This is a genomic window from Polyangiaceae bacterium, assembly GCA_015075635.1.
Classification (GTDB): domain Bacteria; phylum Myxococcota_A; class Polyangia; order Polyangiales; family Polyangiaceae; genus JADJKB01.
In genome coordinates this window covers 1611571-1638008 of record JABTUA010000003.1, presented here as the reverse complement: position 1 = coordinate 1638008, position 26438 = coordinate 1611571, and the positions used below count along the sequence as shown (strand labels likewise).

The window sequence follows — 26438 nt, the reverse complement described above, 5'->3', positions numbered from 1 at the left end:
GGCCCGCGTGAGGGAGACCTCGCGCGGGCCGTATAGTGTCAGCCATGCCTGCCCGCCTCGGCCTGCCGGACCTCGGTGTCGGAGTGGGACTGCGCGTGCCGCACTACCGGCACATCCTCGCGCAGCGCCCGCGCATGGACTTCTTCGAGGTCATCAGCGAGAACTTCATGGTCGCGGGCGGCAAGCCTCGCTACCACCTGTCCGCCGTGCGCGAGAGCTACCGGGTCGTGCAGCACGGTGTCTCGATGAGCATCGGCGGCCCCACCGCGCCCGACCAAGACTACCTGCGCTCGCTCAAGGGGCTGGTGGACGAGACGCAGACACCCTGGCTGAGCGATCACTTCTGCTGGTGCGGCGTCCCCGGAGCGAACCTGCACGACCTGTTGCCGCTGCCGTACACCGAGGAGGTCGTGCGTCTGGTCAGCGAGCGGGCGAAGCGCGTGCAGGACTACCTGGGCGTGCGCCTCGCCCTCGAGAACACCTCGAGCTACATGAGCTACACCTCGAGCACGATGCCGGAGTGGGAGTTCGTCTCGCGCATCGTCGAGGCCGCCGACATCGGGCTGATGTTCGACGTGAACAACGTGTACGTCTCCGCGTACAACCACGGCTTCGATCCCTACGAGTTCGTCGGGAACGTGCCGCACGAGCGCATCGTGCAGATCCACCTGGCGGGGCACACGAACCTCGGGAAATACGTGATCGACACCCACTCGGGTCACGTCATCGACCCGGTCTGGGATCTCTACCGGGAGACCATCGAGCTGGCCGGCTCGGTCTCGACGTTGATCGAGTGGGACGACCAGATCCCGGAGTTCTCCGTGTTGCAGGCGGAGGCTGACAAGGCCCGGGGCGTGCGGGACGCTGCGCTCGCGACCCGCGCCGCGCGCCTCGCCGGCCAGTCCGTGCCCGGGCGCGTGCATCCCGAGGGGCCGCCCAGGATCGCACCATCGGCGCTCGCCGAGCGCCGCGGCTGGGCACAGGGCGGACCGCGGGAGCACGAAGCGAGCGAAGGAGACGCATCGTGAGCGGAGTCGCCGAGCTTCAGGCCGAGCTCGCGGAGCTGCTCCAACGGCGCCGCGCCATCGACACTGATCCGACGGTGCGCGAGCAGTCGGCTCGGATCGCCACCGGCAACGACCGACTGTCGCCCGCGGAACAGCTCGAGATCTACCGAGAGCAGTTCTGGCTCCGCCACACCAGCTCCCTGGTCGAGGACTTCGAGGGGCTGGGCGGAGTCCTGGGCCAGGCCGACTGGGAGCGCCTGATCGAGGACTACCTCGCGGCGCACCCGCCGCGCTCGTACAATCTGCGCGATCTGGGCGAGCGGTTGCCGGCGTTCGTCGAGCAGTCGTCGTGGTTGCCGAACCACACTTTGTGCGTGGACATGGCCCGGGTCGAGTGGGCCTACATCGAGGTCTTCGACGCCGCCGACGCGGCGCCCCTCGAGCCAGCGAAGCTCGCCGCCGTCCCGGAGAGCGCGTGGGAGAGCGCGCGCTTGCTCTTGAACCCGGCGTTGCGCCTGGTCGCGGTGGGCTACCCGGTAGCGGCGCTCCGGCGCGCCATTCGCGAGAAGGAGCAGGTCCGACTGCCCGAGCCCGAGCCGCAGCAGCTGGTGATCTACCGCGACACGTCCCGCAACCTGCGTCACCAGTCGGTGAGCCGCGGGGCGTTCGCGCTGCTCTCGGCGCTGAGTCGAGGCGTCGCCCTGGTCCCGGCGTGCCAGAGCGCCATGGACGAGGTTCCCGCAGAAGCCGCCGCCATCGAAGCCGAGCTCACGAGCTGGTTCAGTGACTGGGCGGCTCGCGCCTGGGTGGTCGGGATCGAGCTCAGCGCTTGACCGGCAAGAGACCGAGCACTCCACCCACCAGCTGGAACGGCACGACCAGCCAGCGCTGCCGGGCCACCGCCGCCTCGCGAGCGCCGGGCTCGGCGGGTCTGGGGCCAGCGGTCGTCTCGTTGGTCGCGCCCGCGACGACCCTTCCCGCCGCGCAGAGCGCCCTGCCGTCTGCGCCGGGGGTGAGCCGGGCCTCCACCCCGAGCGCGCGACCCTGAGCCACGAGATTACCCCGAGCTCGGACCGAGCTGCCCTCGCCGCGAGGCACGAAGTCGAACGTGAGCTCGTTCTGGGGGCCGCCGGCACGGCAGTCCGCCGGGGCTCTCAGCACCACCCGCGCCGAGGGCAACGCGTGCTCGATGACGCTGCCGGCGCAGTCCTTCGAGAGCCTCCGCAGTACCTCGGCCCACTGCCCGGCGGCGTCCGCGGGTGCTCGCGCGAGCGCGCTGCCGAGCTCACCGTCCGCGTCGTCGATGACGACGTTCAGGTTGTCCGAAGGCTCACGCGGGCTGCTCTCACAGCGACGCTCTTCCGGGGCGGGCTCGGCCGGCTGAGCCGCTGCCGGCGCGAGCGTTGCTGGAGCGGGCTCCGCGGGCGTCGCAGGCGCCGGGCTCGGGCCCGAGGCACACGCCGCGGTCTGGACCAGACACGCCAGCACGGCGAGGCGACGCATCGGCGACGTGTAGATCATCTCTGCTAGGCTGACCACCCATGGGTCGAATCGCTGGGATCGCTGCTGGGCTGGCGCTGTGGCTCGGCGCCTGCGCCGGCGCGCAGCCCGCGCCGGAGTCTCGCCCGCGTAGCGTTGCCCTGCCACCCCAGCCGACCACCGCGAGCCCAGCTCCGCTCGCGCCGAGCGAGGCGACCGCGCCGGGAACGCGGGAGCTGGTCCGGGAGCTCGAGCAGGCCGAGCGCACCGCCGAGCCCACGCAGCGCTGGCACGAGACCCGACGCATCCTCGCCGCCATCCGCGCGCTCTCCGACCCGCGCGGAGCCGACACGCTCGCGACCTACGTCGCGGAGCCGAGAGGTTGGCCCACCGATCCGGAGCGGGTGCACCGGCGCACCCAGGCCGCGTTCGCGCTGGCGGAGCTCGGCGATCTGCGCGCGCTGCCGGTCCTGGCGGCGCGCCTCGGCCTCGACCCACTGACCGTCTACCGCGACGACGATCCGAACCAGGCGGGGCTCCGGCGGAGCGACGAAGAGCGCGTGATCGCTGCGCGCCTGATCGCCGACCTCGCCGTGCTCCACCCGGCAGAGCACGAGCGGATCCGCAGAGAGGCCCAGCAGGCCGTGCGAAAGTGGCTGGAGGACGGCCCTCAGCCGCACGCCAACGGCCTCAGGGCCCTCGCGCGGATGCAAGTCCAGGACGGGGCGACTCGCCAGCAGCTGCTGGCTTGGGCCGACCCCCCGGGGGCGCTGCCCAAACCCGGAGCCATGCCGCCCTTCGAAGACAAATGGCTGATCGCGCAGTCCGCGCTCCGCTACACCGGCGCGCTCAGGGATCCGAAGGCCTGGTCGATCTTGGACAAGCAGCTCGCGCGCCGACCGGCGGCCCTCGACCTGACGATGGACAGCATCATGAACGGCGGCCTCGCGCTGGTGGGGATGACGGTCCGAGCGCTCGGCATCGGGGCGGCGAGCGGCTTCGCGGAGTGGGGGGATGCACGCGCCGTCCCGCTTCTGCTCCGCCACATCGACGACGACAAGCAGAACGAGGGGAGCCAAGACGAGGCGTGTCGGGCGCTCGGGGCCACCCTGGACGCCAAGCACGAGCCCGAGCTCACCAAGCGGCTCGCCAAGTGGAGGGCGAGCAAGAGCAAGGGCGCCCAGAGGCGCGTCGCGTGCCTGCTGGAGGCGCTGCGACTCCGTTCGGTGGCAAAGGCGACGCCGGCGCTCCTGGAGCTGACGGACGCCGGAAGCGAGCCGTCCTTCCGCATGGCCGCGGCTCGAGCGCTCGGGTACGCGGGCCTCGACGGCGCCGCGGAGCAGGCGCTGCTCGGCAGGCTCGGGAGCGCCGAGACTCGACCGGCGGCCGCCGTCGCGTTGCTCCTGGGCGGAAGCGTCGAGGCCGCTCGGCGCGCGGCAGAGCCCTTCAGCAGCGACACCGAGCTCGCTCAGCTCCGGGAGGACTACTCCCAGAGCCTCGACGTCACGCGCGAAGGCGATCTCGAGAGTGGACGCCTGTTCCGCTTCGTCCGCAACGCCCGCGCGCTGACCTCCCTCGTGCGCGGCCAGGCGCCCGTCGACTTCGCGCTCCGCAGCCTGGCTGCGCACTTTGGCAATGTCCAGTACGACGCCGGCCCGCGCTCACTCACCCGCGTGGTGCTGCGCAAGCGGCTCTTCGACCTGGCCCGCTCGGGTCCCGACCGCGAAGCGGCGCTGGACACGCTGGAGGTTTCAGCAGAACGCGGCGTGCTGCTCGCTCTGGCGACGGGCTCGGACGCGACGGCGAAGCGCGCAGCGGAGGCGGCGGCGCGGCTCGGCCCCGTCGAGCCGCGCTGAGCGCTTCCCCCCGAGCGGCGTCCCGGTGTACGCGTGCCGGCATGCGTCGGTCGTTCTTGTCCGCCAGCCTCGTCGCGCTCGCGCTCGCCTGCCAGTCGCAGGGCAGCTCCACCAAGAAGCCGTTCCCCGGACCCGAGCAGGCCACGCTCGAGGCGCCGGCCGAGTACAAGGTCCGCTTCACCACCAGCCGCGGCGCGTTCGTGGTGCGCGTGGTGCGCGACTGGTCACCGAACGGCGCGGCCCGCTTCTACAACCTGGTCAAGCTGGGCTTCTACGACGGCTCGCGCTTCTTCCGCGTCGTGCCCGGTTTCGTCGCGCAGTGGGGGATCCACGCCGACGGCGAGCCGGTGATGGGTCGCTGGCGCAACGCGAAGTTTCCGGACGATCCGGTCAAGGAGTCCAACGCTCGCGGCCGGCTCTCCTTCGCCATGGCCGGCCCGGCCTCCCGCACCACGCAGGTGTTCGTGAACCTGGGCGACAACGCGCGCCTCGACGCCATGGGCTTCGCGCCCTTCGCCGAGGTGGTCGAGGGCCTCGACGTGGTCCTGGCGCTGAGCTCCGCGCACGGGCAGAAGCCGGACCAGGCCAAGATCCAGCGCGAAGGAAACGCCTACCTGGACCGTGAGTTCCCCGGGCTCGACTCGATCACCCGGGCAGAGATCGTTCCCTGAAGTCGTCGATCGGTCTTGGCACGATCAGATCACGATCCGCCAAAGAGAGGAGAGTGAGAAGGCCCGGCGAGGCCGGGCGCTTGCCGTTTGTCACGTAGGAAGAGTCGCGAGGCGCGGTGGATGGTCCGCGGAGCGAGACGAGTCCAGGCCGAGCGCCCCCATCTTCGCCCCGATGGTCGCACCCTGCTCTCTCGAGACCAGTCACAGCCGCACGTACGTCATCGTCGCCGTGAGCAGCGAGACCAGCTTCTCCTCGCCGCCGGCGGCGACCGCCCAGACCCGAGCTTCGGTCGCGACGATGCTGCGACCCGGGCGGATCACCTCGGCCCGACAGCGCAGGCGCTCGCTCAGAGCGGGACGCAAGAGCTGGATCTTGAACTCGACGCTCAGCGTGGCGTGCCCGTCCGGCGCCAAGGTCCCGGCGGCGGCGCCGGCGCTGTGGTCCGCCAGCGTGGCCAACACGCCCGCGTGGACGACTCCGTCTTGCTGCATGTGGCGAGGCTCGACCGCGAGCTCGGTCTCGACCCAACCTGGGCCCAGGTCGCAGAGCCGGATCCCGAGCTCGCGAACGAAGTTGGCCCGGGAGAAGATCTGATCGGCCCGCTCGCGCCAGTTGGGGTCCTTGGGGTCCATCTCGTCCTCGGCGTCAAATCACGTCGAACGGGTAGCCGCCGTCGGTGTAGGTCCGCGACGCGATCGCCTTGCGCAGGGCGTCGTCGGCGTGCTCGAGCCGCCCGAGGTTCGCGTGCATGCGGCCGCGGGCCGCGGACGCGAACATGCTGGTGAGGTCGATCTCGCGCCGAGCCCCGCTCTCGCCGCGCTGCTCGATGGCCAGCGTCGCCCGCGAGATGCAGGCCGCCAGCGCGTACAGATCGATGACGACGTTGGCGATCCGCACCTGGGTCTGCTGCATCTCGGCGATCTCGCGCCCGTGGTCCGCGAGGGCACGCTGAGCGGCGCGGTGCAGGGCGTCGGTACCCTCCTCGAACAGCACCGCCTCGCGGCTGAGCAGCGGATGGGCGCGGGCCAGGCGCTCGCGCCGCATGGCTTCCCTCACCTTGCGCAGCGCGAAGTCCCGGAGCAAACCGAACCCCTTGACGGGCTCGTACATCGCGCGCTCCACCCCGCCCAGATGCTCGCCGGGACCCCGCAGCCCTGAGAGCGCGATGAAACAGCGCAGCGTCTCGTTGGTGCCGTCCACCACCAGCCCGCCGCGCGCGTCGCGCAGGCGCCGCTCCAGCGGCAGCGTGGTGACGTAGCCGCTGCCGCCGGCGATCTGCATGGCTTCGTTCGCCGTGCGCCAGAGCGCTTCGGAGGCGGCGACGCGCGTGAGCGCGCTCTCCAGCGAGGTGTCGTCCACCCGACGGTCGACCAACCCGGCAGTCAGAAAGGTCATCGACTCCACGGCGTACGCGTCCGCCAGCATCTTGGCGATCTTGTTCTTCAGGATCGGGAACTCGCCGATGGCACGGCCGAAGCTGCGGCGCTTCTGCACGCGCGCCACGGTCCAGCTGACCAGCGAGCGCAGCTGCCCGAACAGCCAGGCCGAGAGCGCGACGCGGGCGTCCGTCATCACCTCCATCGCGACGCGGAAGCCCCGACCCACCTCGCCCAACACCGCGTCGGGCGGGAGCTTCACGTCGCGGAACGAGACCTGGGCCACCAGAGCGCCCCGGAGACCGAGCATCTCCCTACGTGCGCCCACCGTGACGCCCGGGCCACGCTCCACGATGAAGGGCGTGAGCCGTGGCTTCTGGCCTTCGTCGAGGCGGCTGGTGCGCGCGAACACCACGAAGACGTCCGCCAGCTCGCCGTTGGTCACCCAGGGTTTCTCGCCGGAGAGCACCCAGCCCTCCGGCGTGCGCTGCGCGTTCGTGCGCGTGGTCCCGGCGTCCGTGCCCGACGACTCCTCCGCGAGCGCGAACGCCACCAGCTTCTCGCCCTTGGCCAGCGCGGGGACGTAGGCCTGCTTCTGCGCCTCGCTCCCGAAGGACAGGATCGCGCGCAGGCCGATGGCCTCCTGCGTCAACGCCACCAGGCCCAGCGACGCGTCGGCGGCCGAGAGCTCGCTCTGGACTCGCGCGGCCGCCAGGCGCGGTAAGCCGCTGCCGCCGAGCTCCTTCGGCGCCGAGAGGCCGAACAGACCGAGCTCGCGCAGGCGCCCGAGGTAACGAGGCTCGAGGCTCCCGTCGCGATCGATGGCCGCCGAGTCCACCTCGCCGTCGGCGAAGCGCCGCACCTGCGCGCAGAGCTCGTGGGTCGTCCCCAGCGCCTCGTCGCCCAGCTGCGGGAACGGAAAGATCAGGTCCTCGGCGACCACGCCGAAAAACAGTGCCCTGCAGAAGCTCTGCTCGCGGACGCTCACGACGCGCTACTCGTCTTCTTCTCGCCGAGGGAGAGCGCCGGCCTGGCGCCGCTCTCCGCACGAGGCGGCGGGCTCTCGTCGGCGCGCGCGGGGCCCGGCGGGCCCGAGACGGAGCGCGTGGTCGCCGGTGGCGGCTGCAAGAGCGAAGCCGAGACGTCGCCCGGCGCCACCGAGGCGACACCGACCTCCAAGGCCGGCGCCGACGCGGGGACGGGCTCCACGGGCGGCAGCTCGGCAGCGGGCGGCTCCGTGCTCTGGCTGCCCGGGCGCTCGCGCTCTGCCGTGTGCCTCGGGTCGTCGCTCACCGCCGTGGAGGGCACACCGAACTCCTGCGCGCGCTTGGCCTGCCACTGATACTTGATGCGGTGGTGGTGCATGTTCACCAGCGCGTCCGCCATGCGATTCACGATCACGTTCAGCTCGTTCATACCGAGCCCGCAGTCGTCGAGCTGCCCGTCCTTGAGCTTGGTGAACACGATGCGCTGGATCATCGTCTCGAACGCCTCGCGTTCGGGCGGATCGATGGTCCGCGACGCCGCCTCGATCGAGTCGACCAGCATCACGATGGCCGTCTCTCGCGTCTGCGGGCGCATGCCCGGGTAGCGGAACGCGCTCGCGTCCAGCCCTTTGGGGTTGCCCGCTTGCTGGCACTTCGTCCAGAAGTACTCGACCAACTGCGTGCCGTGATGGGTGTAGGCGAACTCCGTCACGGGCTCCGGAACGCCACCCTCACGCAGGATCTTCGTGCCGAGCACCACGTGGGCCATGATGGCGTCTGCGCTCACGTCGGGGTCGAGCTCGTCGTGGGGCGAGCGCTCGTCGGGGCTCAGGTTCTCGACGAAGTACTTGGGCTGCGTCGACTTGCCTATGTCGTGATAGTAGGCGCCGACGCGCGTGAGCAGGGCGTCCGCGCCGATGGCGCTGGCAGCCTGCTCCGCCAGATTCGCCATGGCCCGCGAGTGCTCGAAGGTCCCCGGTGCCTCGTGCGCCAGCTGCATGAGCAGCGGCTGCTCGAGGTCGGACAGATCCAGCAGCCGCTCCCGCGGCACGTGGCCGAGCAAACGCGAGGCCGGCGCGCGGAGCAGCGCGGAGAGCAGCCCCGCGGAGAGCCCCCCGCCGAAGCAAGCGATGAGCTGAGAGCCCATCTGCTGAGACAAGTCCGCCCGCCAGTCGAACGTCCCCTCGAACGTCACCATGATGGCGACGTACAGCGCCACGGCGCTGATCCCTGCCAGCGCGCCGGCCAGGATCATCTGCCGCGAGCGTTTGCGGTCGAGGTACAGGAGCGTCGCGGCCATGCCGCGAGCGAGCAAGACGCACAGGAAGATCAGGTCGAAGTCCAGGAACGAGGCGACGGCGAACGCCAACACCACGGTGACGACGAAGGCCGTGCGGCGGTCGAAGCTGGTCGCGATCCAGAGCGGTACCGCCGCGATCGGCAGCCAGAACTCGGAGAGCGCCGTGAACAGAAGCAGCGCCTTGGACAGCGCAGCCAGGAGCCCCATCGCCGCGAGCAACCCTGCCTGCACGCGGAGCAGGCGCAAGCGCTGGTGGCCGAAGCGGCGCAGGTACGCCGTGAGCCCCATGGTGAGCGTGAAGAAGATCGCGAACACCGCCACGAGCCGGGGCGTCTCCGGTGGCCGGTGACGCTTGTCGTAGCTGAAGGCGGTCCAGTGACTGTCGCTGCCCGGCTGGAGCACGGTGCCCCGAGGCACCACGATGCGTTGGTGCTCATAGTGGAGCTCGGAGCGGCCGGTGTCGCGGTCGCGGACGACCCTCGGGCCGTAGGGGACGCGGACGGAGACCGCCGCGGCCCGGCCCATTTGGGGAGCCCAGCTCCGGACGTAGTGGTCCGCGACCTGCACGGAGGTCAGGACGAGCGCGAAGAGGACGCTCATCACGAGGCCCGCGATCGGCCCGGCTCTGACGCGCGTGCGGAGCATCGTGATTGGGGGCCCGGGGGAGCCCGAGGCACAAAGCTAGTTCAAACCGGCGACAATCGCGAAGTCCGAGCGCTCGACCTCCCCCCGGGCCCGCGGCGCCTGGGTGCACCCGACGCGTCCCGGGACGCCGCCGCAGGTTTGTCGGATTCTGCACCAAAAACAATATCTTGCGCGTGGGCCCGGCTCTTGCTACCCGATATATGTGGGGCCGTCGGAGAACCTGCTGTCGACACTCCCGCCGGCGCGCGGTGCGTGGCTCATGGGCGTGCTGAACGTCACGCCGGACTCCTTCTACGACGGCGGGCGCCACGCCGGTCCAGCCCAGGCCCGCGCGCACGTCGACGCCCTGCTCGAGGAAGGCGCCGACCTGATCGACGTGGGCGGCGAGTCGTCGCGCCCCGGCTGCGTACCGGTCGCCGCGCGCGAGCAGCTCGCCCGCATCGAGCCGGCGCTCGCGCACGCGGTGGAGCGCGGCGCGGTGGTCTCCGTGGACACGACGAGCCCGGAGGTCGCCGAGCGCGCGCTGGCGCTCGGCGCGCGGATCGTGAACGACGTCTCGTGCCTCGCGGACGACGCGCTCGCCCGCGTCACCGCGCGCCACGGCGGCGTGCTGATCCTGATGCACAGCCGCGAGCCGATGAGCGAGCTCAGCGGCTTTTCCGAGTATCCGGACTCGGCCTACTCCGACGTCGTCTCGGACGTGCTCGCCGAGTGGCGTCGCGCCCGCGACCGCGCGGTGGCCGCGGGCATGCGCGCCGAGGACGTCTGGCTCGACCCAGGGATCGGTTTCGCGAAGAACGCGCGTCAGTCTTTCGAGCTGCTCGGGCGCCTGATCGAGCTGACGAGCGAGGGCGTGCCGGTGGTCGTGGGCCCGAGCCGCAAGTCGTTCATCCGAGCCGTTGACGACGTCCCGGCCGCGGAACGGCTCGGCGGCACCATCGCCGCATGTCTCCACGCCGCCGACCGCGGTGCCCGGGTGCTCAGGGTGCATGACGTGCGCGCGGTGCGCCAGGCGCTCTCGGTGGCGCGCGCCGCTCGAGATGCCAGCGAGGTGGCCCATGCTGGATAGCGTGGTGCGCTACTTCGCCGAGCGCAGCGGCGCGCAGTTGGCCCGCGACGTCCTGGACGTCGTCATCGTCTACTACGTGTTCTACCGCGCGCTCCTGGTCTTGCGCGGGACCCGGGCCATGCAGGTGGGCATGGGCCTCGGCATGGTGTTCCTGCTCTACATCGCGGCGAAGCTGCTCCAGCTCGCCACCGTGGTGTCGGTGCTGGGCGCGCTCATCTCGAGCATCATCCTGGTGATCGTGGTCGTGTTCCAGAACGACATCCGTCGTGGCCTTCAGCGCGTCGGTAGCCGAGCGCTGTTCGGAGCCATCGGTCGGGCGCAGGAGAGCAAGGTCATCGACGAGGTCGTCGAGGCAGCCACCGAGCTGGCCCGGCATCGCATCGGCGCCATCATCACCTTCGAGCAAGACGCCAACCTGGACGAGTTCGTCGGCGTCCACAAAGGACACGTCGTCGACGCGGCGGTGTCGCGCGAGCTGTTGGTGTCGTTGTTCGTGCCCGAAGGAGTGAACAAGCTCCACGACGGCTCGGTCGTGATCCGCAACTACCGCATCGCGAAGGCGGGCGTGTTCTTCCCCATGCCGGAGGGGCGCGTGCTCGACGAGAGCTTCGGCTCTCGCCACCGCGCGGCGCTCGGCATCACGGAGGAGACGGACGCCGTCGTGGTCGTGGTGAGCGAGGAGCGCGGCACCATCAGCTTCTGCTTCAACGGCAACATCGCGTCGAACCTGGACGGGCCCAAGCTGCGTACCATGCTCGAGGCGATCTTCAGCCCGAAGGTCCGCGCCAAGAAGAAAAAGGCTCGACGCAGCGAGGCAGAACCGCCCGCGTCGAGCGCCGCGGCGCCGAGCGAGCGCACCCGCCCGCCGCCCGCGGTGCGGATCGCCGAGGCCGAGCCCGCAGCCGAGGTGGAGCGCCCGTCGAGGAGCCTGCGCGCGGAGGAGCCGGTCCGCGAGCGCGACAGCGAGCCGCCGCCGCCGCTGCGCCCGCGAGCGCTGCCCGTCGAGGACTCCGGCGCGCAGTCGGTGAAGATGCCGAGGGCGACGCCCCTGCACACTCCGCTGCCGCGCGTCGGCATGCCCCGAACGGGTGAACCCCGCCCGACGCCGACCGAGGACGACGGCCCTCCGAGTGACGAAGACGCCTCGGAGCCGAAAGGGGGCGGCTCGTGACCGGCGACCTCTTGGGCGCCATCAGCGCGTGGCTGAGGGCTGCTCTCACCCAGAACCTGGGGCTGAAGGCGCTGTCGCTCGCCTTCGCGCTCGGGTTGTTCGTCTACCAGAAGGGTCAGCAAGACCAACAGCAGCGCACCGTGCCGGTGGGGGTGGTCATGCGGCTGCCCACGGAGAACGCCAAGCGCGAGCTGATGACGCCCATCCCCGCCAGTATCCACGTCACCTTGAAGGGGTCTACGCGCGCCATCGACCAGCTCTTGCAGGCGGGAGTAGCGCCGGTGGAGATCGACCTCCGCGACGGACAGCGCGGGAGCGTCGTCTTCGAGACGCGGATGTTCACGCTGCCGCCGGACATCGAGATCACCATCATCGATCCGCCCAGCATCGATCTCGAGTGGCAAGACGTGGTCACGCGCCAGATCCCGCTTCAGGCGTCCATCACCGGCAAGCCCGCCGACGGCTACATCCTGAAGGGCGAGCCCGAGGTCGATCCCAAGGAGATGACCGTGCGCGGACCGGTCGGCCTGGTGGAGGTGATCCAGTACGTGCGCCTCGCGGCCTTCGACGTCTCGGGGTTGACCGAGGGCACCTACCGCCGACCCATCGCCATCGACGCCCCGCCCAACCGGGTCAGCTACATCGGGCCGCGCTCCGCCACGGTCACCGCCACCATCGCCCGGCGCGTCTCCGAGGCGCGCTTCCCCAAGCGTTCCATCGAGGTGGTCGGGGTTCCGAACGCCGTGGTCACACCGCGCCAGGTGGACGTCAGCGTGATCGGCCCGCCAGAGGTCGTGCGCGCCCTGCGCGCCGAGCAGGTGGTCCCGCGCATCGACCTCACCAAGATCGAGGGCATCGACCTGAAGACGCACGGCTCGATCAGCGTGAAGGTCGTGGTGGAGGTTGCAGAGGCCGAGGCGGAAGTGCAACCGCCGACGGTCACCGTGAAGTGGTGACGCCGCCCCGCCACGGGATGGCTCAGCTGGAGAGTGCTTGGGCCAGGGCGGTGACGCTGCCTTCGACGCCGAGCAGGCTGGTGTCCACGACGTGGTCGGCCTGGGCGTAGAGCGCAGCGCGGGTCACGAACAGCGCTCGCAGCTCGGCCATGGCGTCCGTCCGGTTCTTCATCGGGCGCTCGTCACCTTGGGCGATGACCCGCGACATGTGGTCCTCCGGCCGAGCCTTCAGCCACACCGTGGTCGCGCTCTTGCGCAAGAGGTCGAAGGACTCGCTGTCGCTGACCACGCTGCCGCCGGTGGCGATGACCGCGCCGGTCGTCTCGGTCAAGAGCCCGCGCAGCGTCTCGCGCTCGAGCTTGCGGTAGAAGGCCTCGCCATGGAGCTCGAACACCTCGCCGAGTGACATGCCGGCGGCGCGCTCGACCAGTCGATCGATCTCCAAGAACGGCAAGCAGAGGCGCTCCGCGAGCTTGGGACCGATGGTGCTCTTGCCGGCGCCGCGCAGGCCCAAGAGCGCGACCGTGCGGCCGCGGTGCTCGGCGGACTCGACCCCTGCGAGCAGATCGGCGGCGGTCACTCCCAGGGCGTGCGCCACGTCGCACAGGCGGGCGACCGAGATGTTGCCGTCCCCGGCCTCGAGCGCGGCCAGGAAACGGGGGCTCACCCCAGCCATTTCGCTCAGGCCGGCCAGGGTCAGGCCGCGCTCGTGGCGACGCGCGCGGACGCTTCGGCCCAGGGCGTGGAGCACGTCTTTTCGGGAGGTTGTCATGGGCCTATGCGATAAAGTTCATATCAGCTTGCACCGAAGATGCAAGATATTGCTTGATTGACGGAAATCATTTCGCTACACCCTGGGCAGCCCATGGACCCGATCCGCTTCGAGACCCACCCCAACGAGTACCGTCGCTTCCGCCTGAGCATCGACGGCCCCATCGCGACCCTGGCCATGGACGTGCCCGAAGACGCCGCCGTCGCCGGCGACTACGTGCTGAAGCTGAACAGCTACGACCTCGGGGTCGACATCGAGCTGGCGGACGCCATCCAGCGCATTCGCTTCGAGCACCCGGAAGTGCGCAGCTTGGTGGTCACCAGCCTGAAGGACCGCATCTTCTGCTCGGGCGCCAACATCTACATGCTCGGCAGCTCGACGCACGCCTTCAAGGTGAACTTCTGCAAGTTCACCAACGAGACCCGCCTGTACCTGGAGGACATGGCGAGCGAGAGCGGCATCCCCACCATCGCGGCGCTCAACGGGACCGCCAGCGGCGGCGGCTACGAGCTGGCCATGGCCTGCGACTACATCATCCTGCAAGACGACGGGAACAGCGCCGTCAGCCTACCGGAGGTGCCGCTCCTCGGCGTGCTGCCGGGAACCGGAGGCCTGACCCGGCTCGTCGACAAGCGCAAGGTGCGTCGAGATCTGGCGGACGCGTTCAGCACCGTGGCGGAGGGCGTGCGCGGCAAGCGTGCCGTCGAGTGGCGCCTGATCGACGAGAGCGCGCCGCGAAGCAAGTTCGAGGCTGCGGTGAAGGCTGCCGCCGAGCGCTTTGCCGCCAAGTCCGCCGAGCGCAAGGGTGCTGGAGTGACGCTGCCGAAGCTCGCGCCGGAGCGCGCCGGCAACCTGACCAAGTACCGGCACGTCACTTTGTCGCTCGACTCCGAGAAACGCGTCGCGACCTTGACCGTCCGCGGACCCTCGGGTCCCATGCCGAAGAGCGCGGACGAGCTGCGCCGTGCAGGCGCGGACCTGTGGGCGCTCCGCGCCTTCCGGGAGCTCGACGACGCCCTGCTCGAGCTGCGCTTCAACCAGCTGGAGGTCGGGCTGATCGTCCTCGAGACCGAGGGTGACCCGGCAGCGGTGGTCGAGAGCGACCGCGTCATCGCCGAGCTGGCCAAGAGCGACTGGTTCGCCAAAGAGGTGCTGTTGCACCAGAAGCGCGTGCTCAAGCGCCTGGATCTCTCCGCGAAGAGCTCCTTCGCCATCATCCGACCGGGCTCGTGCTTCGCCGGCTCGCTGTTCGAGCTGGCGCTCTCCGCGGACCGCTCCTACATGCTTGACGCGGACGGCGGGCCGACCGTTCAGCTCTCGCCGCTGAACTTCGCCGGTCTGCCCATGTCCAACGGCCTCACCCGGCTCGAGACGCGCTTTCTGGCCACGCCAGAGCGGGTGAACGAGCTCAGGGCGCGCGAAGGCTCGATCTCTACGGAGGACGCCGCAGAGCTCGGCCTGGTGACCTTCGCTCCCGACGACATCGACTGGGACGACGAGGTGCGCATCGCCATCGAGGAGCGCGCTGCGTTCTCACCTGACGCGCTCACCGGCATGGAGGCCAGCCTGCGCTTCGCCGGGCCGGAGACGATGGAGACCAAGATCTTCGGCCGGCTGAGCGCCTGGCAGAACTGGATCTTCCAGCGCCCGAACGCCGTGGGCCAGAAGGGCGCGCTCACCGTCTACGGCTCGCCCGAGCGAGCAGTTTTCGACTACCGGCGCACATGAGCGGCGCCTCGGAGAAACAGACCAGCATGACGTCCATCGCGACCAACGAGAAGATCCCCAACAACGTCAACCTCGCCTCCGACCGGCGCCTGCAGCGCGCGCTCGAGGAGTGGCAGCCCAACTTCATCAAGTGGTGGGTCGAGATGGGGCCCGCGGGCTTCCAGCAGCACGACGTGTGGCTGCGCACCGCCATCAGCGCTGACAGCGACGGCTGGGCACACTTCGACTACGTCAAGATGCCGGACTACCGCTGGGGTATCTTCCTGGCGGATCCGGTCAAGGACCGCACCATCGGCTTCGGCGACGACATGGGCAAGCCGGCCTGGCAGGAGGTCCCAGGTGAGCACCGCAACGCTCTGCGCCGGCTGATCGTCACCCAGGGCGACACCGAGCCGGCCAGCGTGGAGCAGCAGCGCCACCTGGGCGAGACCTGCCCCAGCCTGTACGACCTGCGCAACCTGTTCCAGGTCAACGTGGAGGAAGGCCGCCACCTCTGGGCGATGGTCTACCTGCTCCACTCGTACTTCGGCCGCGACGGTCGCGAGGAGGCGGAGGCCTTGCTCGAGCGCCGCAGCGGCAACGCGGACAATCCCCGGATCTTGGGCGCCTTCAACGCCCCGATGTTGGATTGGCTGTCGTTCTTCATGTTCACCTACTTCACCGACCGCGACGGCAAGTACCAGCTCCTGGCCCTGGCGGAGAGCGCCTTCGATCCGCTCTCGCGCACCACGCGCTTCATGCTCACCGAGGAGGCTCACCACATGTTCGTGGGAGAGACTGGCGTCCAGCGCGTCGTGGAGCGCACGGCCGAGTTCATGCGCGACAACAAGGACGTGGACCCGCGCTCGCAGGGCCTGATCGACCTGCCGACCGTCCAGCGCTTCGTGAACTACTGGTTCTCGATCTCGCTCGACCTGTTCGGCGGCGAGATCTCCAGCAACGCCGCGCAGTACTTCGCCTCCGGGCTCAAGGGCCGGGCGCACGAGGAGCGCTACGAGGATCACGTGGCGCTCACCACGAGCGTCGAGATGGACGTGCCCAAGGACGGCGCGTTGGTCCGCGAGTCGGTGCCGATGCGGACGGCGATGAACGAGGTACTGCGCGCGTCGTACATCGAGGACTGCCAGCGCGGTGTCGACAAGTGGAACAAGACCATCGCCGAGAGCGGTGTCCCGTTCGAGCTCACGCTCCCGAGCTCGCGCTTCAATCGGCAGGTCGGCATCTACGCGGGCCTGCACTTCGCGCCGGACGGGCGTCCGCTCAGCGAGGCGGAGTGGCAGGAGCAGAAGGCCGCCTGGCTCCCCAGCGACAAGGACCGCGAATACCTGGCCAGCATCATGACGCGGCCCGTGTTCGAGCCCGGCAAGATGGCGCACTGGATCGCGGCGCCCAAGAAGGGCATCAAGGGCAAGCCGGTCGAGTTCGAGTACGTGCGGCACGACTGAAAAGCCGATTTGACGACGGCGGACGGCGGGGCGACCATGCGCCCCGCCCGAGTCGCATGAGCGCCACGTCCGCCTACGAAGAGCTCCAGGAAGGCAGCAAGCTCGGGCCGTACCAGCTCCTGGTGGCCGTGGCCCAGGGCGGCATGGCCCGAGTCTGGGCTGCGCGGCACGTGCCGACGAACCGCGTGGTCGCGGTCAAGACGATCCGCCCGGAGCTGGCGGGCAATCGCGTCTACCAGAAGCTGTTCACCGACGAAGCGCGCTTCGCGGCGGCAGTGAAGCACCCGAACGTGTGCCAGGTGCTCGCCTCCGGCGAGGAGCGCGGCGTGCTCTACATCGCCATGGAGTGGGTGATTGGCGAGAGCCTGGCGCGCGTGCTCAAGCCGAACCGTGGCGACACGCCGCAGCCGGTCGAGCCGCGCTTCGCCGCGAAGATCATCGCCGAGTGCGCCGACGCGCTGCACGCCGCCCACGAGGTGCGAGCCGAGGACGGCAGCTTGGTGCGCATCGTCCACGCCGACGTGTCGCCGCAGAACCTGATGCTGACCACCACGGGCCGCGCGAAGCTCGTCGACTTCGGCGTCGCGCGCTCGGTGGCGAACGGCAAGCTCGCCGAATTTCCGCAGCTCGACGGCAAGGCGGCCTACATGGCGCCGGAGCACGCCGCCGGGAAGCGCCTGAGCCGGCTCTCGGACGTGTTCACGCTGGGCGTGTGTCTGTACGAGATCTCGACCGCCGCCCGGCCCTTCGCCACCGGAAACCGCGAGGCGACCATCGAGCGCTTGCTCAAGGGCGACTTCCCGTTGCCCAGCGAGCTCGTCCCGGACTACCCGCAGCAGCTCGAGCGCATCTTGCGCCGCGCAATGGCCATGGAGCCGGCCCACCGCTACCCCTCGGCGCTGCGCCTGAAAGCCGCGCTCGAGGAGTGGGTCGCCTACTCCGGACCGCCGGTGGACGACAGGGCCCTGGCCGAGTTCGTGCGCGCCAGGGCCGGCGCCATCATCTCGGAGCGCGAGGCGGTGATCGCTCGCAGCATGGGCGGGCGAGCCTAGGGGACATCCCCAATTCAGCGCTTCTTGCTCGTCAGGTGCACGCCGGACTCGAGTGCCGTGAGCAGCGCCTCGTGCGCCCCGGGCGGCAGGGGCTCGTCGTCGGCGAGCGCCCGCACCAGCATCAGGGTCTTGTCGTCGGCCGACGGAGTCACCGCTACGCGCAGCGCTTGCCGCGGGCGGTAGGTGACCCCGCCGCTGGACGAGACGGGCGACGAACGCGACGTGTGCGGCGAGGAGTGCGGGGCAGAGCTCGGAGACGAGTGCGGCGGCGCGGCGCTGGGCGAAGAGCGCGACGAAGCGGGCGCGGCGCTCGGTGACGACCGGAGCGGCGGCGGCGGCGCAGCGCTGGGCGAAGAGCGCGACGGCGGCGGCGGCCGCCGCGAGGGTGGGGGCTGCCGGCGCTCCATGGCCTCGACGCCCGCGGGAATGGAGTAGTCGTGCACCGTGGCCTCGTCCGGTGGCGAGAGCGGCGGAGCCTTCGGGCGGCTCACCGGCATCGGGCGCGGCGTGGTGGCCTCGTCCGGCGGCAGCGGGCTCACCGGCGGCGGCATCGGCCGCGGCGTGACCGGAACCGGCGTCGTCTCAGTGGCTGGTCCCGAGGACGCGGGAGGCGGCAAGATCGACGGCGGCAGCTCGAGCGCCACGGTCAGATCCGCGGCAGCGCGCGCCAGCGCCACGGCCCGCATGTCACTGCCCGCGTCGCTGGCAGCCTCTGCCGCGCGCCGGAGCCAGCGCACGGCCTCGTGGTGGTCGCCGCGACCCCACATCGTCCCACCGGTCTGCAGGTTCCACGCGACGTCTTCCGGATCGCCGGTTTCAGGCGCCGGGAATGCGAGCTCGGTCATCGGCGCCGCATCATACTCGAATCATTCCGGCGACGCCGTGGCGAAAATTCAGCGGGCCCAGCGCTCTCGCAGCATCGGATAGAGCGTGTCGCCCATGGCGTACAGGTGATCGCAGTGGGCGTCCGTGTCCTTGCCCCCGTAGCCGCGAACGTGGAAGTCCCCGCGGTCGGCGCGGACGCCGAGCGTCATGGACGCACGCGGACCATCCTCGCTGACCTGCTGGGTCTCGATGCCCAACTTGCCGGTCAGGTAGCGCGCCGTCTCGCTGGTGCTGGCGTAGCTCGGCGTGACGATGGAGGTGTGCGTGATGCCGAAGAGCTTCTCGCCGCGAGCGGCGCGCTCGGCGAAGTCGGCGAACGGCGCCATCTGCTGCTCGTTGATCTTCTGGCGAAACTTGTCGAGGAACCCCGCGTGCAGCCCGTCGGCGAGCAAGATGGCATCGACCAGCTCGCGATCGTTCTTGCTGGCGAGCACGCGATAGGTGGCCCCGTAGCCCGCGCTCCACGCGCTCAGCGCGACGCGACCGCGGGAGCCGGTCGGGTGCGGACAGGTCTTGTCCACCACCTGGTCGATCTCGTCGAGTAGGCGCCCGAGCGAGCCATCCTGGAGGAAGGCGTCCTCGTAAGGGCCCGAACCGATGCCCAAGTTCACGACGACGAAGACCGCGTCGAGAGCGGCGCGCTGGAAGACCGGCTCGATCATCTCCGGCGCCCCGTGGAAGTGGACGACCACGTCGTAGCGACCCCGAGCGTCACGGCAGAGCTGGGGCACGTTCACGATTTTGCGACCCCGCACCACGCGGACCGGTTTATCGATGCGCGTGCTCGGCGCTGGCTCGGCGCGCCGCGAGTGGCTCTGGGCGACCTCGGCCACCAGCTGCGCCACCGACGATGCTGCGGTGCGCAAGACCGGAGCTTCGGCGGCGCCCGCCGGGAGCGCGCTCAGGAAGAACATCGCGGTGACCAGACCGACCAGGAAGCGCTGCATCTCTCCCGCGCCCATACAAGACCCGTTCCAGCACGTAACCGCGCGGATTCACGAAAACTCCGCCAGCGCCTGAGGTCGCCCGCGCGCAGCGCGCGGACCGCAACCTGCTGCCCACAGCCCTCAGTCGGAAAGCGCCCGATCCAGGCTAGGCTCTCGGTCCCGTGACGGAGATCGACGACCGCCCGACGCTCGCCGGGATGCATTTGCCCACCGTTCAGCAGCTCGCCGCGGCGGTGGCCATTCCAAGGCTCGAGCTCTGGGTCGAGCGCGAGGCCGGCCGCGACGTCGCGCGCACGTCGGTGCTCGAGGGCGACGTCCTGCGCGTCGGCTCGCACCCCAGCAACGACGTCGTGCTCGACGACCGTGCGGTCTCGCGCTTTCACTTCCAGCTCACGCGCAGCGACCAGGGCTGGCTCGTGTCCGACAGCGGGTCGCTGAATGGCACCACGGTCAACGGAGTGCGCGTCCGGGACGCCGACCTGCCGCGCCCCGGCTGCCGCATCGAGCTGGGAGACTCGGTGCTCCGCCTGCAAGAGCTCGGCCCGGAGGCCATCGAGGAGATCCCGACCTGGTCCTCGTTCGGCGACCTGTACGGCGAGTCGATGGCGATGCGCCAGCTGTTCGCCGTGCTCGATCGGGTCGCGAAGAGCGAGTCCACGGTGCTGATCGAGGGTGAGAGCGGGACGGGCAAGGAGCTGGCCGCGATGGAAATCGCCCGGCGTGGCCCCCGCTCGAGCGGCCCGTTCATCATCGTGGACTGCAGCTCCATCTCTCCCAACCTGATCGAGAGCGAGCTGTTCGGTCACGCCCGCGGCGCCTTCACCGGCGCGGACAAGAACCGCGTCGGGGCGTTCGAGGCCGCCAACGGCGGCACCATCTTCTTGGACGAGATCGGCGAGATGCCGCTGGAGATGCAGCCAAAGCTGCTGCGAGCGCTGGAGGCGCGGGAGATCCGCCGAACCGGGGAGAACGAGGCCCGCAAGATCGACGTGCGAGTCATCGCCGCGACCAACCGCCGGCTCGAGCGCGAGATCAATGCCGGTAGGTTCCGCGAGGACCTGTACTTCCGGCTGGGGGTGGTCACGGTGCGCATGCCGCCGCTCCGGAAGCGCCTGCAGGACATCCCGATGCTGGTGCAGGTGATCCTGCGCTCGCTGAACGCCGAGGACGCGCTCCACCTGTTCACGCCCGAGGTCATCGACGACATGTCGCGCTACGACTGGCCCGGCAACGTGCGCGAGCTCCGCAACTACGTCGAACGCGCCGTGGTGCTCGACCACGCTCCCCCGGCCAGCGAGCGGCGGAGCGGCCAGAGCTTCGCACCGGAGGAGGCGGCGACCGCGCCGGGACTGGGCGGCCCGCCCGCCAACACGGACATCACGGTGCCGTTCAAGAGCGCGAAGGAGGCCGTGATCACCGAGTTCGAGCGGGCCTACCTCAAGGCGCTCCTCGACTGGTCGGGCGGCAACGTGAGCAAGGCGGCACGCAAGGCCAAGATGGACCGCATGTACCTCTACCGCCTGCTGCAACGTTACGAGCTGCGCGGCGGCTCCCGCATCGAGGACTGAAAGACTCTCCTACGAAGGGCGCGACGCGGCAGCGAAGCGTGCGCCCTGGTCTGCCGCGAAGCCGGGTTCGCGAGAGGTGTCGCAACTCGGCGACGGCTGGTGCCGAGGGGGCTGGAACGGCAGTTGCTGTGGTTGCCGCGGCATGAAGCGCAAGAGTCCGCTCGCCGGTCTCATGGCAGCGTTCACCTTCGGCTGCTCCTCGCTCGCGCTCGCCTCACCCTGCGGAGGCGTCGACGAGCGACGAGAGGAGTGCGTGGAGCGCGAGATCTTCCTCATGCCGGGGGTGCAGGGGGTGTTCTTCGCGCCTCGTGGCGCCGGCGATCCCTTCATCGGCGGGGGCGCACAGCTCGCGCCGCTGCACTGGTCGCACAACAACGATCGCTTCGGCCCCAGTCAGGGCGCGGTGTTCATGCAGGCGTCGATCCTGGACTCGAAGAGCTCGGGCTCGTCGCTGGCGCTCTACGACGTCGGCTTCTCGCTCTCGCTGGAGAGGAACTCGAGCCGCCGCTTCCTCATCCCCTACTTCGGCGCAACTCTCGGCGGGACCATCCACGAAGAGCTGCCGAACACGGCCTTCGCCTACCCGTTCGGCGGCCTGCACCTCTTCTGGCACCATCACCTGGTGCTCAACGCGGAGGGCGGCTACCACTTCCCGTTCGACGCCGTCGACGAGATGCGAGGGCCTCGCGCGCAGCTCTCCGCGCGCTTCTCCATGTGGTGAAGCGCGCGGGTCAGCGCAAGCGGTGCCGCTTGACGAGCTCCATCAGGTACGAGCGGTCCATCTGCCCGTCCCGGGCTGCCTGGCGCACGTTGCCCCCGCTCTTCTGCAAGAGCTGCTCGACGTAGCGCCGCTCGAAGTCGTCCATCACCACGCGCTTCGCGTCGCGGTACGGTAGCCCCATCACGCCAGCGAAGGGATCGCGCGCCTCCTCGCCGGCTCCGAGCGCCGGCGCCTGGAGCTGGGCGGGCTCGCCCAAGGCCAGCGTGCCGAGCACGAAGTTCCGCAGCTCGCGGACGTTGCCCGGCCACGGGTGCGCCCCGAGCCTCCGTAGCTCGTCGGTCGGGAACACCTCCCTCAGCGGGCCGCGATGACCCGCTTCGCGCAGGAAGTGCTCGACCAGACCGGGGATGTCCTCCGTACGCTCGCGGAGCGGCGGCACCGAGAGCGTGACGACGGCGACCCGATAGAACAGATCGAGCCGGAACGTCGCCGAGTTGACCTGGGCCCTGAGGTCCCGGTGCGTGGCCGAGACCAAGCGCACGTCGACGGCGACGTCGTCCTTGCCGCCGACCCGGCGAATGCGCCTGCGTTCCAGCGCGCCGAGCAGCGCCGACTGGAGCTCCGGCGGCAGCTCGCCGATCTCGTCCAGAAACAAGGTGCCCCCGTGGGCGCGCTCGAACGCACCGATGTGCTGGCGTTCGGCGCCGGTGAACGCGCCCCGCTCGTGCCCGAACAGCTCGCTCGAGAACAGCGTCGGCGTGATCGCGCCGCAGTCCACGGTCACGAACGGCTCGGCGGCTCGCTGGCTGGTGTCGTGGAGCGCGCGTGCGATGAGCTCCTTGCCGGTACCCGACTCGCCGAGCAGCAGCACGGACACGTCGCTCGCGGCGACCCGGCTCGCCTGGGCCATCAGCCGGCGCATCGGCGCGCTGTCGCCGAACAGCTCGCCGAAGCGCGCCGGCGTCTCGCCCACGTCCACGATGTCGCCGTCGTCCACGCGCAGGCTGGTCGCGCCCAGGGACAGCACGGTCGTCGGGTCGACGACCGCGCTCCCGGCTTGCAGCACGACGCCGCCGATGCGGGTGCCGTTGGTCGAGCCCAGGTCTACCGCCAGGATGCGGCCGGCGCGGCGGCGGAGCTCGAGGTGAAAGCGGCTGACGGTCTTGTCCGTCACCACCAGGTCGTTGCCGTCGGCTCCGCCCACGCTGATCGAGTCGGACCCCGATACGAGCTTCCTCCCGGCATCGGGTCCGGTCACGACCTCGACGCGCAGCGTGCGCACGAGACGCCCGGTCTGCTCGATGGGGACGGTTCGGTCGGAGGCCATGGCGCTAGCTCACCCGACCTTCTAGCACCCCGCCGTCCGCCGTGACCAAGACCACGTGATCGGCGTCGGCGTGAATGCTGACGAACGGCGCGGTCCAGGAGCCGTCCTTCCAGACCTCCTTCCAGCTCGCGCCTTCGCCGGCCGAAAACCAGATGCTCCCGGCACCGGCGACCCACTCGCCACCGAGCACGTCCACGGCGCAGGCGGACCCGTGGGAAGCGCTGCCCAGCACGACCTCGCTCTTGCCGCTCGGCGCGACGCGCACCACGTGATGGCCGCCGGCCGCGATTGCCACTCCGCGCTCGGGCTGGCTGGCGCAGCACACCAGCGCGGGCGCGCTCGGGCTCGCCACCGGCTCGATGCGCCACTCGAGCGGGCGGTACTTGGCAGCGAACGCTCCACCCGCGCGAGTGCGCCCGCTGACCAGCCAGCACTCGCGATCGAGGCGCGCGAGCCCCGGGATGCTGGCAGCCTCTTCGACCAGGAGCGGCCGCAGCCAGTGGCGGCCGCAGTAACCGAAGAGCGCCGGCGCCATGCCGGTCCGTACGCCGACCATCACGGCGAGATCGTCCAGGTCGCCGGAGAACGCGCTGATCGTCCGCTCCGGCTCGGGGCACGCCAAGATCTCCGCGGTCTCGTCCGCTGCGAAGGCGTGCAGCCGGCCCGCCTCCGTGGAGAGGAGGAAACGTCCGGCGCCGAGGCGGCGCACCATGTGGATGGGCCAGACCGGAGGCGGTGAGAGCTCCGTCCACTCCCCGCCGTCCCAGAAGCTCAGCCCCGCGGGTGTCGCGGCCAGACAGTGGCCATCACTCTCCCACGCCACGTCCACGATCACCCGGGCCGCGCCCGGGTTCTGACGTGCCACCCACGTCCAGCGCCCGGGGTCGCGCTGCGCCGCTCGCTCGGTCCGCGCCGAGAGCACGCTGGTCACCAGACGCTTGCTCGGCTGTCCGCTGCCCGGGCCCGCAGCGAGCCACGGCGAGATCCAGGCGGCGAGCTCGGCCGCGCTCTGGGGCCGCTGCCGAGGATCGGCCGCGGTGGCGTGGGCGAGCGCGGCGTCGATGGCCTGGCATGCATCGCGCCGCGCTGCGAGCTCGGGTGAGAGCGCCTTGGCGGAGCGGATGCTGCGCCGCTCGGGTCGGGTCGCGGCCATCACGCCGTCGAGCGCGGACTTCACCTCGAAGTACTTCTCGCCGGTCAGCATGAAGAAGATCACGGCCGCGAAGCTGAACACGTCGGTGGCGGGACCGATCTCGTTGCGCAGGTGGACCTGCTCCGGCGCGACGTAGCCCGGCGACCCCAGCGCGAGCTCGCCGAAGGTCGAGACCATGCCGGTCGGCCGCGCGATGCCGAAGTCCGACACCTTCACCACCTCCGACGGACCGAAGCCGCAGCACAACACGTTGCTGGGCTTCAGATCGCGGTGGATCACCTCGGCGGCGTGGATCTCCGAGAGCGCCGCCGTGAGCTGGCGCAAGAGGCTCTGCGCCCGCTCCGGGTCGAAGGCAAAGCCCGTGTTCTTGAGCGCGTAGCGCACGCGCTTGGAGAGCGTCTCGCCCTCCACTCCCCCGTGCACGTGCTCGATGGCCAGCCAGGGTAGCTCGAGCTGCCGACCGTCGACGATCACCGATGCCACGCCCGTGTCGAGGAGCCGCACCACGAACGGTGTCGGTGGCACGCGCTCGTTCAGACGGCCGAGCGCGACGACCTCCTTCTTGAACAAGCGCGTGACCATGTCGCCGTTGTGCATCACGGTCTCCGGTCGCATGATCTTGAGCACGACGGGGATGCTCCCCTCCGGCGCGTGACGCACGGCGAGCACGGCGTGGGCGAAGCCGCCTCGGCCGATGGTGCGCTCGACCGCATAGCTGACCTCCGGGCGGTGCTCGGAGACGAGACGGCTGCGGCCGAGCAAAGCGACGGTGACGTCTCGCGACGGACCGTCCGGGCCCGAGTCGCTCACTTCGCGCCCCCGTACTTCTGCTTGAGGGCTTCCGCGGCCTGCCGGGCCTTCTCGGCGTCTTCCCTGGCCTTCTGCGCGTCGGACTGGGCCTTCTGCGCGTCGGACTGAGCCTTCTTGACGTCGTTCAGCCAGTCCGAGCCCGCGTCCCCGGCGGGTGGCGCCGACGACGGGGAGGCGGCCGCGCGCACGCCGGGCCGCGCCGGCCCCGCTGCAGCGTCGCCCGCATCGACGACGTCGAGCAGCTCGGCGCCGCGGGCGGCGATGGGTGCGTCGAGAGTGGAGGCGCTCGGCTGCGTGCTCGCGCCCGAGCGCTGAGAGTAGAGGTAGCCGGCCGTGCCCAGCGTCGCGACGGCGCCGAGTCCCAAGAGCGCAACCAGCGGCACCACCAGGGGCGAGCCCTTCTTGCTCGGCGCGGGCGTGAAGCTGTGCGGCCCTTGGGTGACGGCGGGCGCGGGCACCGAGAACGGCCCCGAGAGCGGCGCCGTCTGGGCCGGGCCGATGGCGCTGGTGGTCTGCGCGGGCGGCGGAGCGAGCGAAGGTTGCCCGGCGCCGACCAGCGCACGGAAGGCCTCGGCCATCTCCAGCGCCGAGCCGAAGCGGCGCTCGGGATCGCGCTCGAGCGCGCGGGAGAACCAGGCGTCGAAGCCAGGGGGCACCGGCGCAACGGCCGAGGGCACCGGCAGCGGCTCGGTGCAGATCTTGACCAGGAGATCTCCGAGCACGGCGCTGTCGAACGGACGCCGCCCGGTCAGGCACTCGAAGGTGATGACGCCGAGCGCCCAGAGATCCGAGCGATGATCGACGGCGCGGGTGCCGCGCGCCTGCTCCGGGCTCATGTAGTGGGGCGTGCCCAGCACCGTCCCGGTGTGCGTGGCTGCGCCGGCGCCCGCCTCGGTCTCGTTCAGCGCCTTGGCGATCCCGAAGTCGAGCACCTTGGCGATGTCCTCGTCGGCGTTGTGCACCAGGAAGACGTTGTCGGGCTTGAGGTCGCGGTGCACGATGCCGGCTTCCTGCGCCTTTTGCAGGGCCCGGGCCACGTGGATCAGGAGACGCGCCGTCTCCTGGGCGCCGAGCACGCCTGTCCGCGCGAGGCGCTGCCTGAGGCTCTCGCCTTCGAGCAGCTCCATCACCATGAACGGCGTGTCCTCGTGCACACCGTAGTCGAGGATTTGCACCACGTGGGGGCTGCGCAGCGCGGCGGCCGCCTGCGCCTCCCGCAAGAAGCGAGCGCGCAGCGGCTCCGAGTCGGCCACCTTGGACAGCACCAGCTTCACCGCGACGGGGGAGCGCAGCACCAGGTGCTCGGCGCTCCACACCGCGCCCATGCCACCGCGACCCAGCTCCCGGACGAGTCGGTACTTTTCGGCGAGCACGTCACCGGCCGCCCACTGGCGCGCCACCATGAGGCCCGGAAGGTTAGTTTCCTCGAGCAGCGCCGGCAACCTCCGTGCCGGCCGGGCGTAGACCGCCGCCTCGAAATCGTTGAGTAGGCCCGGGCGTTGGAGTAGCGAGA

At 70.5% G+C, this 26438-nt stretch carries 22 protein-coding genes; 12 read left to right on the top strand and 10 right to left on the bottom strand.

The genetic code is table 11. The features are described 5' to 3' along the window. Positions 1 to 44 precede the first annotated feature (44 nt). Complete coding sequence (locus tag HS104_37910) at positions 45 to 1028, top strand: DUF692 domain-containing protein (protein MBE7485735.1); 984 nt, start codon at positions 45 to 47, stop codon at positions 1026 to 1028. Continuing rightward, complete coding sequence (locus tag HS104_37905; GenBank protein ID MBE7485734.1) at positions 1025 to 1840, top strand: putative DNA-binding domain-containing protein; 816 nt, start codon at positions 1025 to 1027, stop codon at positions 1838 to 1840. The genes HS104_37910 and HS104_37905 overlap by 4 nt, the downstream gene beginning before the upstream one ends. Here the strand turns inward: HS104_37905 and HS104_37900 are convergent. Continuing rightward, positions 1830 to 2510, bottom strand: a complete 681-nt coding sequence (locus HS104_37900) for a hypothetical protein (GenBank protein ID MBE7485733.1) — start codon at positions 2508 to 2510, stop codon at positions 1830 to 1832. The genes HS104_37905 and HS104_37900 overlap by 11 nt on opposite strands. A 38-nt stretch (positions 2511 to 2548) precedes the next feature. Here HS104_37900 and HS104_37895 point away from each other — a divergent pair, with 38 nt between their 5' ends. After that, positions 2549 to 4342 carry a hypothetical protein gene (locus HS104_37895; protein MBE7485732.1) on the top strand — a complete coding sequence of 598 codons (1794 nt, stop codon included), beginning with the start codon at positions 2549 to 2551 and terminating at the stop codon, positions 4340 to 4342. 41 nt (positions 4343 to 4383) lie between these two features. Further along, positions 4384 to 5013 (top strand): peptidylprolyl isomerase, encoded by a 630-nt coding sequence (locus tag HS104_37890; protein MBE7485731.1) that lies wholly within the window; start codon positions 4384 to 4386, stop codon positions 5011 to 5013. 201 nt (positions 5014 to 5214) lie between these two features. Here HS104_37890 and HS104_37885 read toward each other — a convergent pair whose 3' ends face one another. Genes HS104_37885 through HS104_37875 form a run of 3 tightly spaced genes read right to left on the bottom strand, consistent with a single transcriptional unit; the run spans position 5215 to position 9321 of the window. Next, positions 5215 to 5646 (bottom strand): PaaI family thioesterase, encoded by a 432-nt coding sequence (locus HS104_37885; GenBank protein ID MBE7485730.1) that lies wholly within the window; start codon positions 5644 to 5646, stop codon positions 5215 to 5217. Between the two features lie 13 nt (positions 5647 to 5659). Then, positions 5660 to 7378: an acyl-CoA dehydrogenase family protein gene (locus HS104_37880; protein ID MBE7485729.1), complete on the bottom strand. Its 1719-nt coding sequence runs from the start codon at positions 7376 to 7378 to the stop codon at positions 5660 to 5662. Continuing rightward, positions 7375 to 9321 carry an HDIG domain-containing protein gene (locus HS104_37875; GenBank protein MBE7485728.1) on the bottom strand — a complete coding sequence of 649 codons (1947 nt, stop codon included), beginning with the start codon at positions 9319 to 9321 and terminating at the stop codon, positions 7375 to 7377. The genes HS104_37880 and HS104_37875 overlap by 4 nt, the downstream gene beginning before the upstream one ends. A 259-nt stretch (positions 9322 to 9580) precedes the next feature. On the opposite strand from HS104_37875, the gene folP reads away from it, so the two are divergent. The 3 genes from folP to HS104_37860 are packed head-to-tail and all read left to right on the top strand — an operon-like array spanning position 9581 to position 12517. Next, the gene (gene folP, locus HS104_37870) at positions 9581 to 10390 is read left to right on the top strand and encodes a dihydropteroate synthase (GenBank protein MBE7485727.1); all 810 of its coding nucleotides are present in this window, start codon (positions 9581 to 9583) and stop codon (positions 10388 to 10390) included. Continuing rightward, positions 10380 to 11561, top strand: a complete 1182-nt coding sequence (locus HS104_37865) for a TIGR00159 family protein (GenBank protein ID MBE7485726.1) — start codon at positions 10380 to 10382, stop codon at positions 11559 to 11561. The genes folP and HS104_37865 overlap by 11 nt, the downstream gene beginning before the upstream one ends. Beyond that, positions 11558 to 12517 (top strand): hypothetical protein, encoded by a 960-nt coding sequence (locus HS104_37860; protein ID MBE7485725.1) that lies wholly within the window; start codon positions 11558 to 11560, stop codon positions 12515 to 12517. Before HS104_37865 ends, HS104_37860 begins: the two co-directional genes overlap by 4 nt. A 22-nt stretch (positions 12518 to 12539) precedes the next feature. On the opposite strand, the gene HS104_37855 is transcribed toward HS104_37860, so the two are convergent. Further along, a complete protein-coding gene (locus tag HS104_37855; protein MBE7485724.1) occupies positions 12540 to 13289 on the bottom strand; it encodes a helix-turn-helix domain-containing protein in 750 nt (249 codons plus the stop codon). Between the two features lie 93 nt (positions 13290 to 13382). Here HS104_37855 and HS104_37850 point away from each other — a divergent pair, with 93 nt between their 5' ends. From HS104_37850 to HS104_37840, 3 genes are read left to right on the top strand one after another with little or no spacing between them, the layout of a single operon-like run. Continuing rightward, positions 13383 to 15017 (top strand): benzoyl-CoA-dihydrodiol lyase, encoded by a 1635-nt coding sequence (locus HS104_37850; GenBank protein ID MBE7485723.1) that lies wholly within the window; start codon positions 13383 to 13385, stop codon positions 15015 to 15017. A gap of 26 nt (positions 15018 to 15043) precedes the next feature. Beyond that, entirely contained in the window at positions 15044 to 16462 is a 1419-nt protein-coding gene (gene boxB, locus HS104_37845) for a benzoyl-CoA 2,3-epoxidase subunit BoxB (GenBank protein MBE7485722.1), read from the top strand. A gap of 56 nt (positions 16463 to 16518) precedes the next feature. Continuing rightward, positions 16519 to 17514 (top strand): serine/threonine protein kinase, encoded by a 996-nt coding sequence (locus HS104_37840; protein MBE7485721.1) that lies wholly within the window; start codon positions 16519 to 16521, stop codon positions 17512 to 17514. Positions 17515 to 17528: 14 nt separating this feature from the next. Here HS104_37840 and HS104_37835 read toward each other — a convergent pair whose 3' ends face one another. Further along, positions 17529 to 18359, bottom strand: a complete 831-nt coding sequence (locus HS104_37835; protein MBE7485720.1) for a hypothetical protein — start codon at positions 18357 to 18359, stop codon at positions 17529 to 17531. A gap of 48 nt (positions 18360 to 18407) precedes the next feature. After that, positions 18408 to 19346 carry a hypothetical protein gene (locus tag HS104_37830; GenBank protein MBE7485719.1) on the bottom strand — a complete coding sequence of 313 codons (939 nt, stop codon included), beginning with the start codon at positions 19344 to 19346 and terminating at the stop codon, positions 18408 to 18410. Between the two features lie 197 nt (positions 19347 to 19543). Between HS104_37830 and HS104_37825 the strand changes: the two genes are divergently transcribed. Together HS104_37825 and HS104_37820 are read left to right on the top strand one after the other, a co-directional pair. Then, complete coding sequence (locus HS104_37825) at positions 19544 to 20914, top strand: sigma 54-interacting transcriptional regulator (GenBank protein MBE7485718.1); 1371 nt, start codon at positions 19544 to 19546, stop codon at positions 20912 to 20914. 142 nt (positions 20915 to 21056) lie between these two features. Further along, positions 21057 to 21635, top strand: coding sequence for a hypothetical protein (locus HS104_37820; protein ID MBE7485717.1), 579 nt, complete (start codon positions 21057 to 21059; stop codon positions 21633 to 21635). Positions 21636 to 21645: 10 nt separating this feature from the next. On the opposite strand, the gene HS104_37815 is transcribed toward HS104_37820, so the two are convergent. Genes HS104_37815 through HS104_37805 form a run of 3 tightly spaced genes read right to left on the bottom strand, consistent with a single transcriptional unit; the run spans position 21646 to position 26328 of the window. Continuing rightward, positions 21646 to 22962, bottom strand: coding sequence for a sigma 54-dependent Fis family transcriptional regulator (locus HS104_37815; GenBank protein MBE7485716.1), 1317 nt, complete (start codon positions 22960 to 22962; stop codon positions 21646 to 21648). Positions 22963 to 22966: 4 nt separating this feature from the next. Beyond that, positions 22967 to 24925 (bottom strand): serine/threonine protein kinase, encoded by a 1959-nt coding sequence (locus tag HS104_37810; GenBank protein MBE7485715.1) that lies wholly within the window; start codon positions 24923 to 24925, stop codon positions 22967 to 22969. Continuing rightward, the gene (locus tag HS104_37805) at positions 24922 to 26328 is read right to left on the bottom strand and encodes a serine/threonine protein kinase (protein ID MBE7485714.1); all 1407 of its coding nucleotides are present in this window, start codon (positions 26326 to 26328) and stop codon (positions 24922 to 24924) included. The genes HS104_37810 and HS104_37805 overlap by 4 nt, the downstream gene beginning before the upstream one ends. Positions 26329 to 26438: the final 110 nt, after the last annotated feature.

What these genes read in the sequence shown, in the direction of transcription:
- HS104_37910 (MBE7485735.1), top strand. Translation starts at nt 45, where the DNA reads ATGCCTGCCCGCCTCGGCCTGCCGGACCTCGGTGTCGGAGTGGGACTG.
- HS104_37900 (MBE7485733.1), bottom strand. Translation starts at nt 2,510, where the DNA reads ATGCGTCGCCTCGCCGTGCTGGCGTGTCTGGTCCAGACCGCGGCGTGT.
- HS104_37895 (MBE7485732.1), top strand. Translation starts at nt 2,549, where the DNA reads ATGGGTCGAATCGCTGGGATCGCTGCTGGGCTGGCGCTGTGGCTCGGC.
- HS104_37890 (MBE7485731.1), top strand. Translation starts at nt 4,384, where the DNA reads ATGCGTCGGTCGTTCTTGTCCGCCAGCCTCGTCGCGCTCGCGCTCGCC.
- HS104_37885 (MBE7485730.1), bottom strand. Translation starts at nt 5,646, where the DNA reads ATGGACCCCAAGGACCCCAACTGGCGCGAGCGGGCCGATCAGATCTTC.
- HS104_37875 (MBE7485728.1), bottom strand. Translation starts at nt 9,321, where the DNA reads ATGCTCCGCACGCGCGTCAGAGCCGGGCCGATCGCGGGCCTCGTGATG.
- folP (MBE7485727.1), top strand. Translation starts at nt 9,581, where the DNA reads ATGGGCGTGCTGAACGTCACGCCGGACTCCTTCTACGACGGCGGGCGC.
- HS104_37865 (MBE7485726.1), top strand. Translation starts at nt 10,380, where the DNA reads ATGCTGGATAGCGTGGTGCGCTACTTCGCCGAGCGCAGCGGCGCGCAG.
- HS104_37855 (MBE7485724.1), bottom strand. Translation starts at nt 13,289, where the DNA reads ATGACAACCTCCCGAAAAGACGTGCTCCACGCCCTGGGCCGAAGCGTC.
- HS104_37850 (MBE7485723.1), top strand. Translation starts at nt 13,383, where the DNA reads ATGGACCCGATCCGCTTCGAGACCCACCCCAACGAGTACCGTCGCTTC.
- boxB (MBE7485722.1), top strand. Translation starts at nt 15,044, where the DNA reads ATGACGTCCATCGCGACCAACGAGAAGATCCCCAACAACGTCAACCTC.
- HS104_37840 (MBE7485721.1), top strand. Translation starts at nt 16,519, where the DNA reads ATGAGCGCCACGTCCGCCTACGAAGAGCTCCAGGAAGGCAGCAAGCTC.
- HS104_37835 (MBE7485720.1), bottom strand. Translation starts at nt 18,359, where the DNA reads ATGACCGAGCTCGCATTCCCGGCGCCTGAAACCGGCGATCCGGAAGAC.
- HS104_37830 (MBE7485719.1), bottom strand. Translation starts at nt 19,346, where the DNA reads ATGCAGCGCTTCCTGGTCGGTCTGGTCACCGCGATGTTCTTCCTGAGC.
- HS104_37825 (MBE7485718.1), top strand. Translation starts at nt 19,544, where the DNA reads ATGCATTTGCCCACCGTTCAGCAGCTCGCCGCGGCGGTGGCCATTCCA.
- HS104_37820 (MBE7485717.1), top strand. Translation starts at nt 21,057, where the DNA reads ATGAAGCGCAAGAGTCCGCTCGCCGGTCTCATGGCAGCGTTCACCTTC.
- HS104_37815 (MBE7485716.1), bottom strand. Translation starts at nt 22,962, where the DNA reads ATGGCCTCCGACCGAACCGTCCCCATCGAGCAGACCGGGCGTCTCGTG.
- HS104_37805 (MBE7485714.1), bottom strand. Translation starts at nt 26,328, where the DNA reads ATGGTGGCGCGCCAGTGGGCGGCCGGTGACGTGCTCGCCGAAAAGTAC.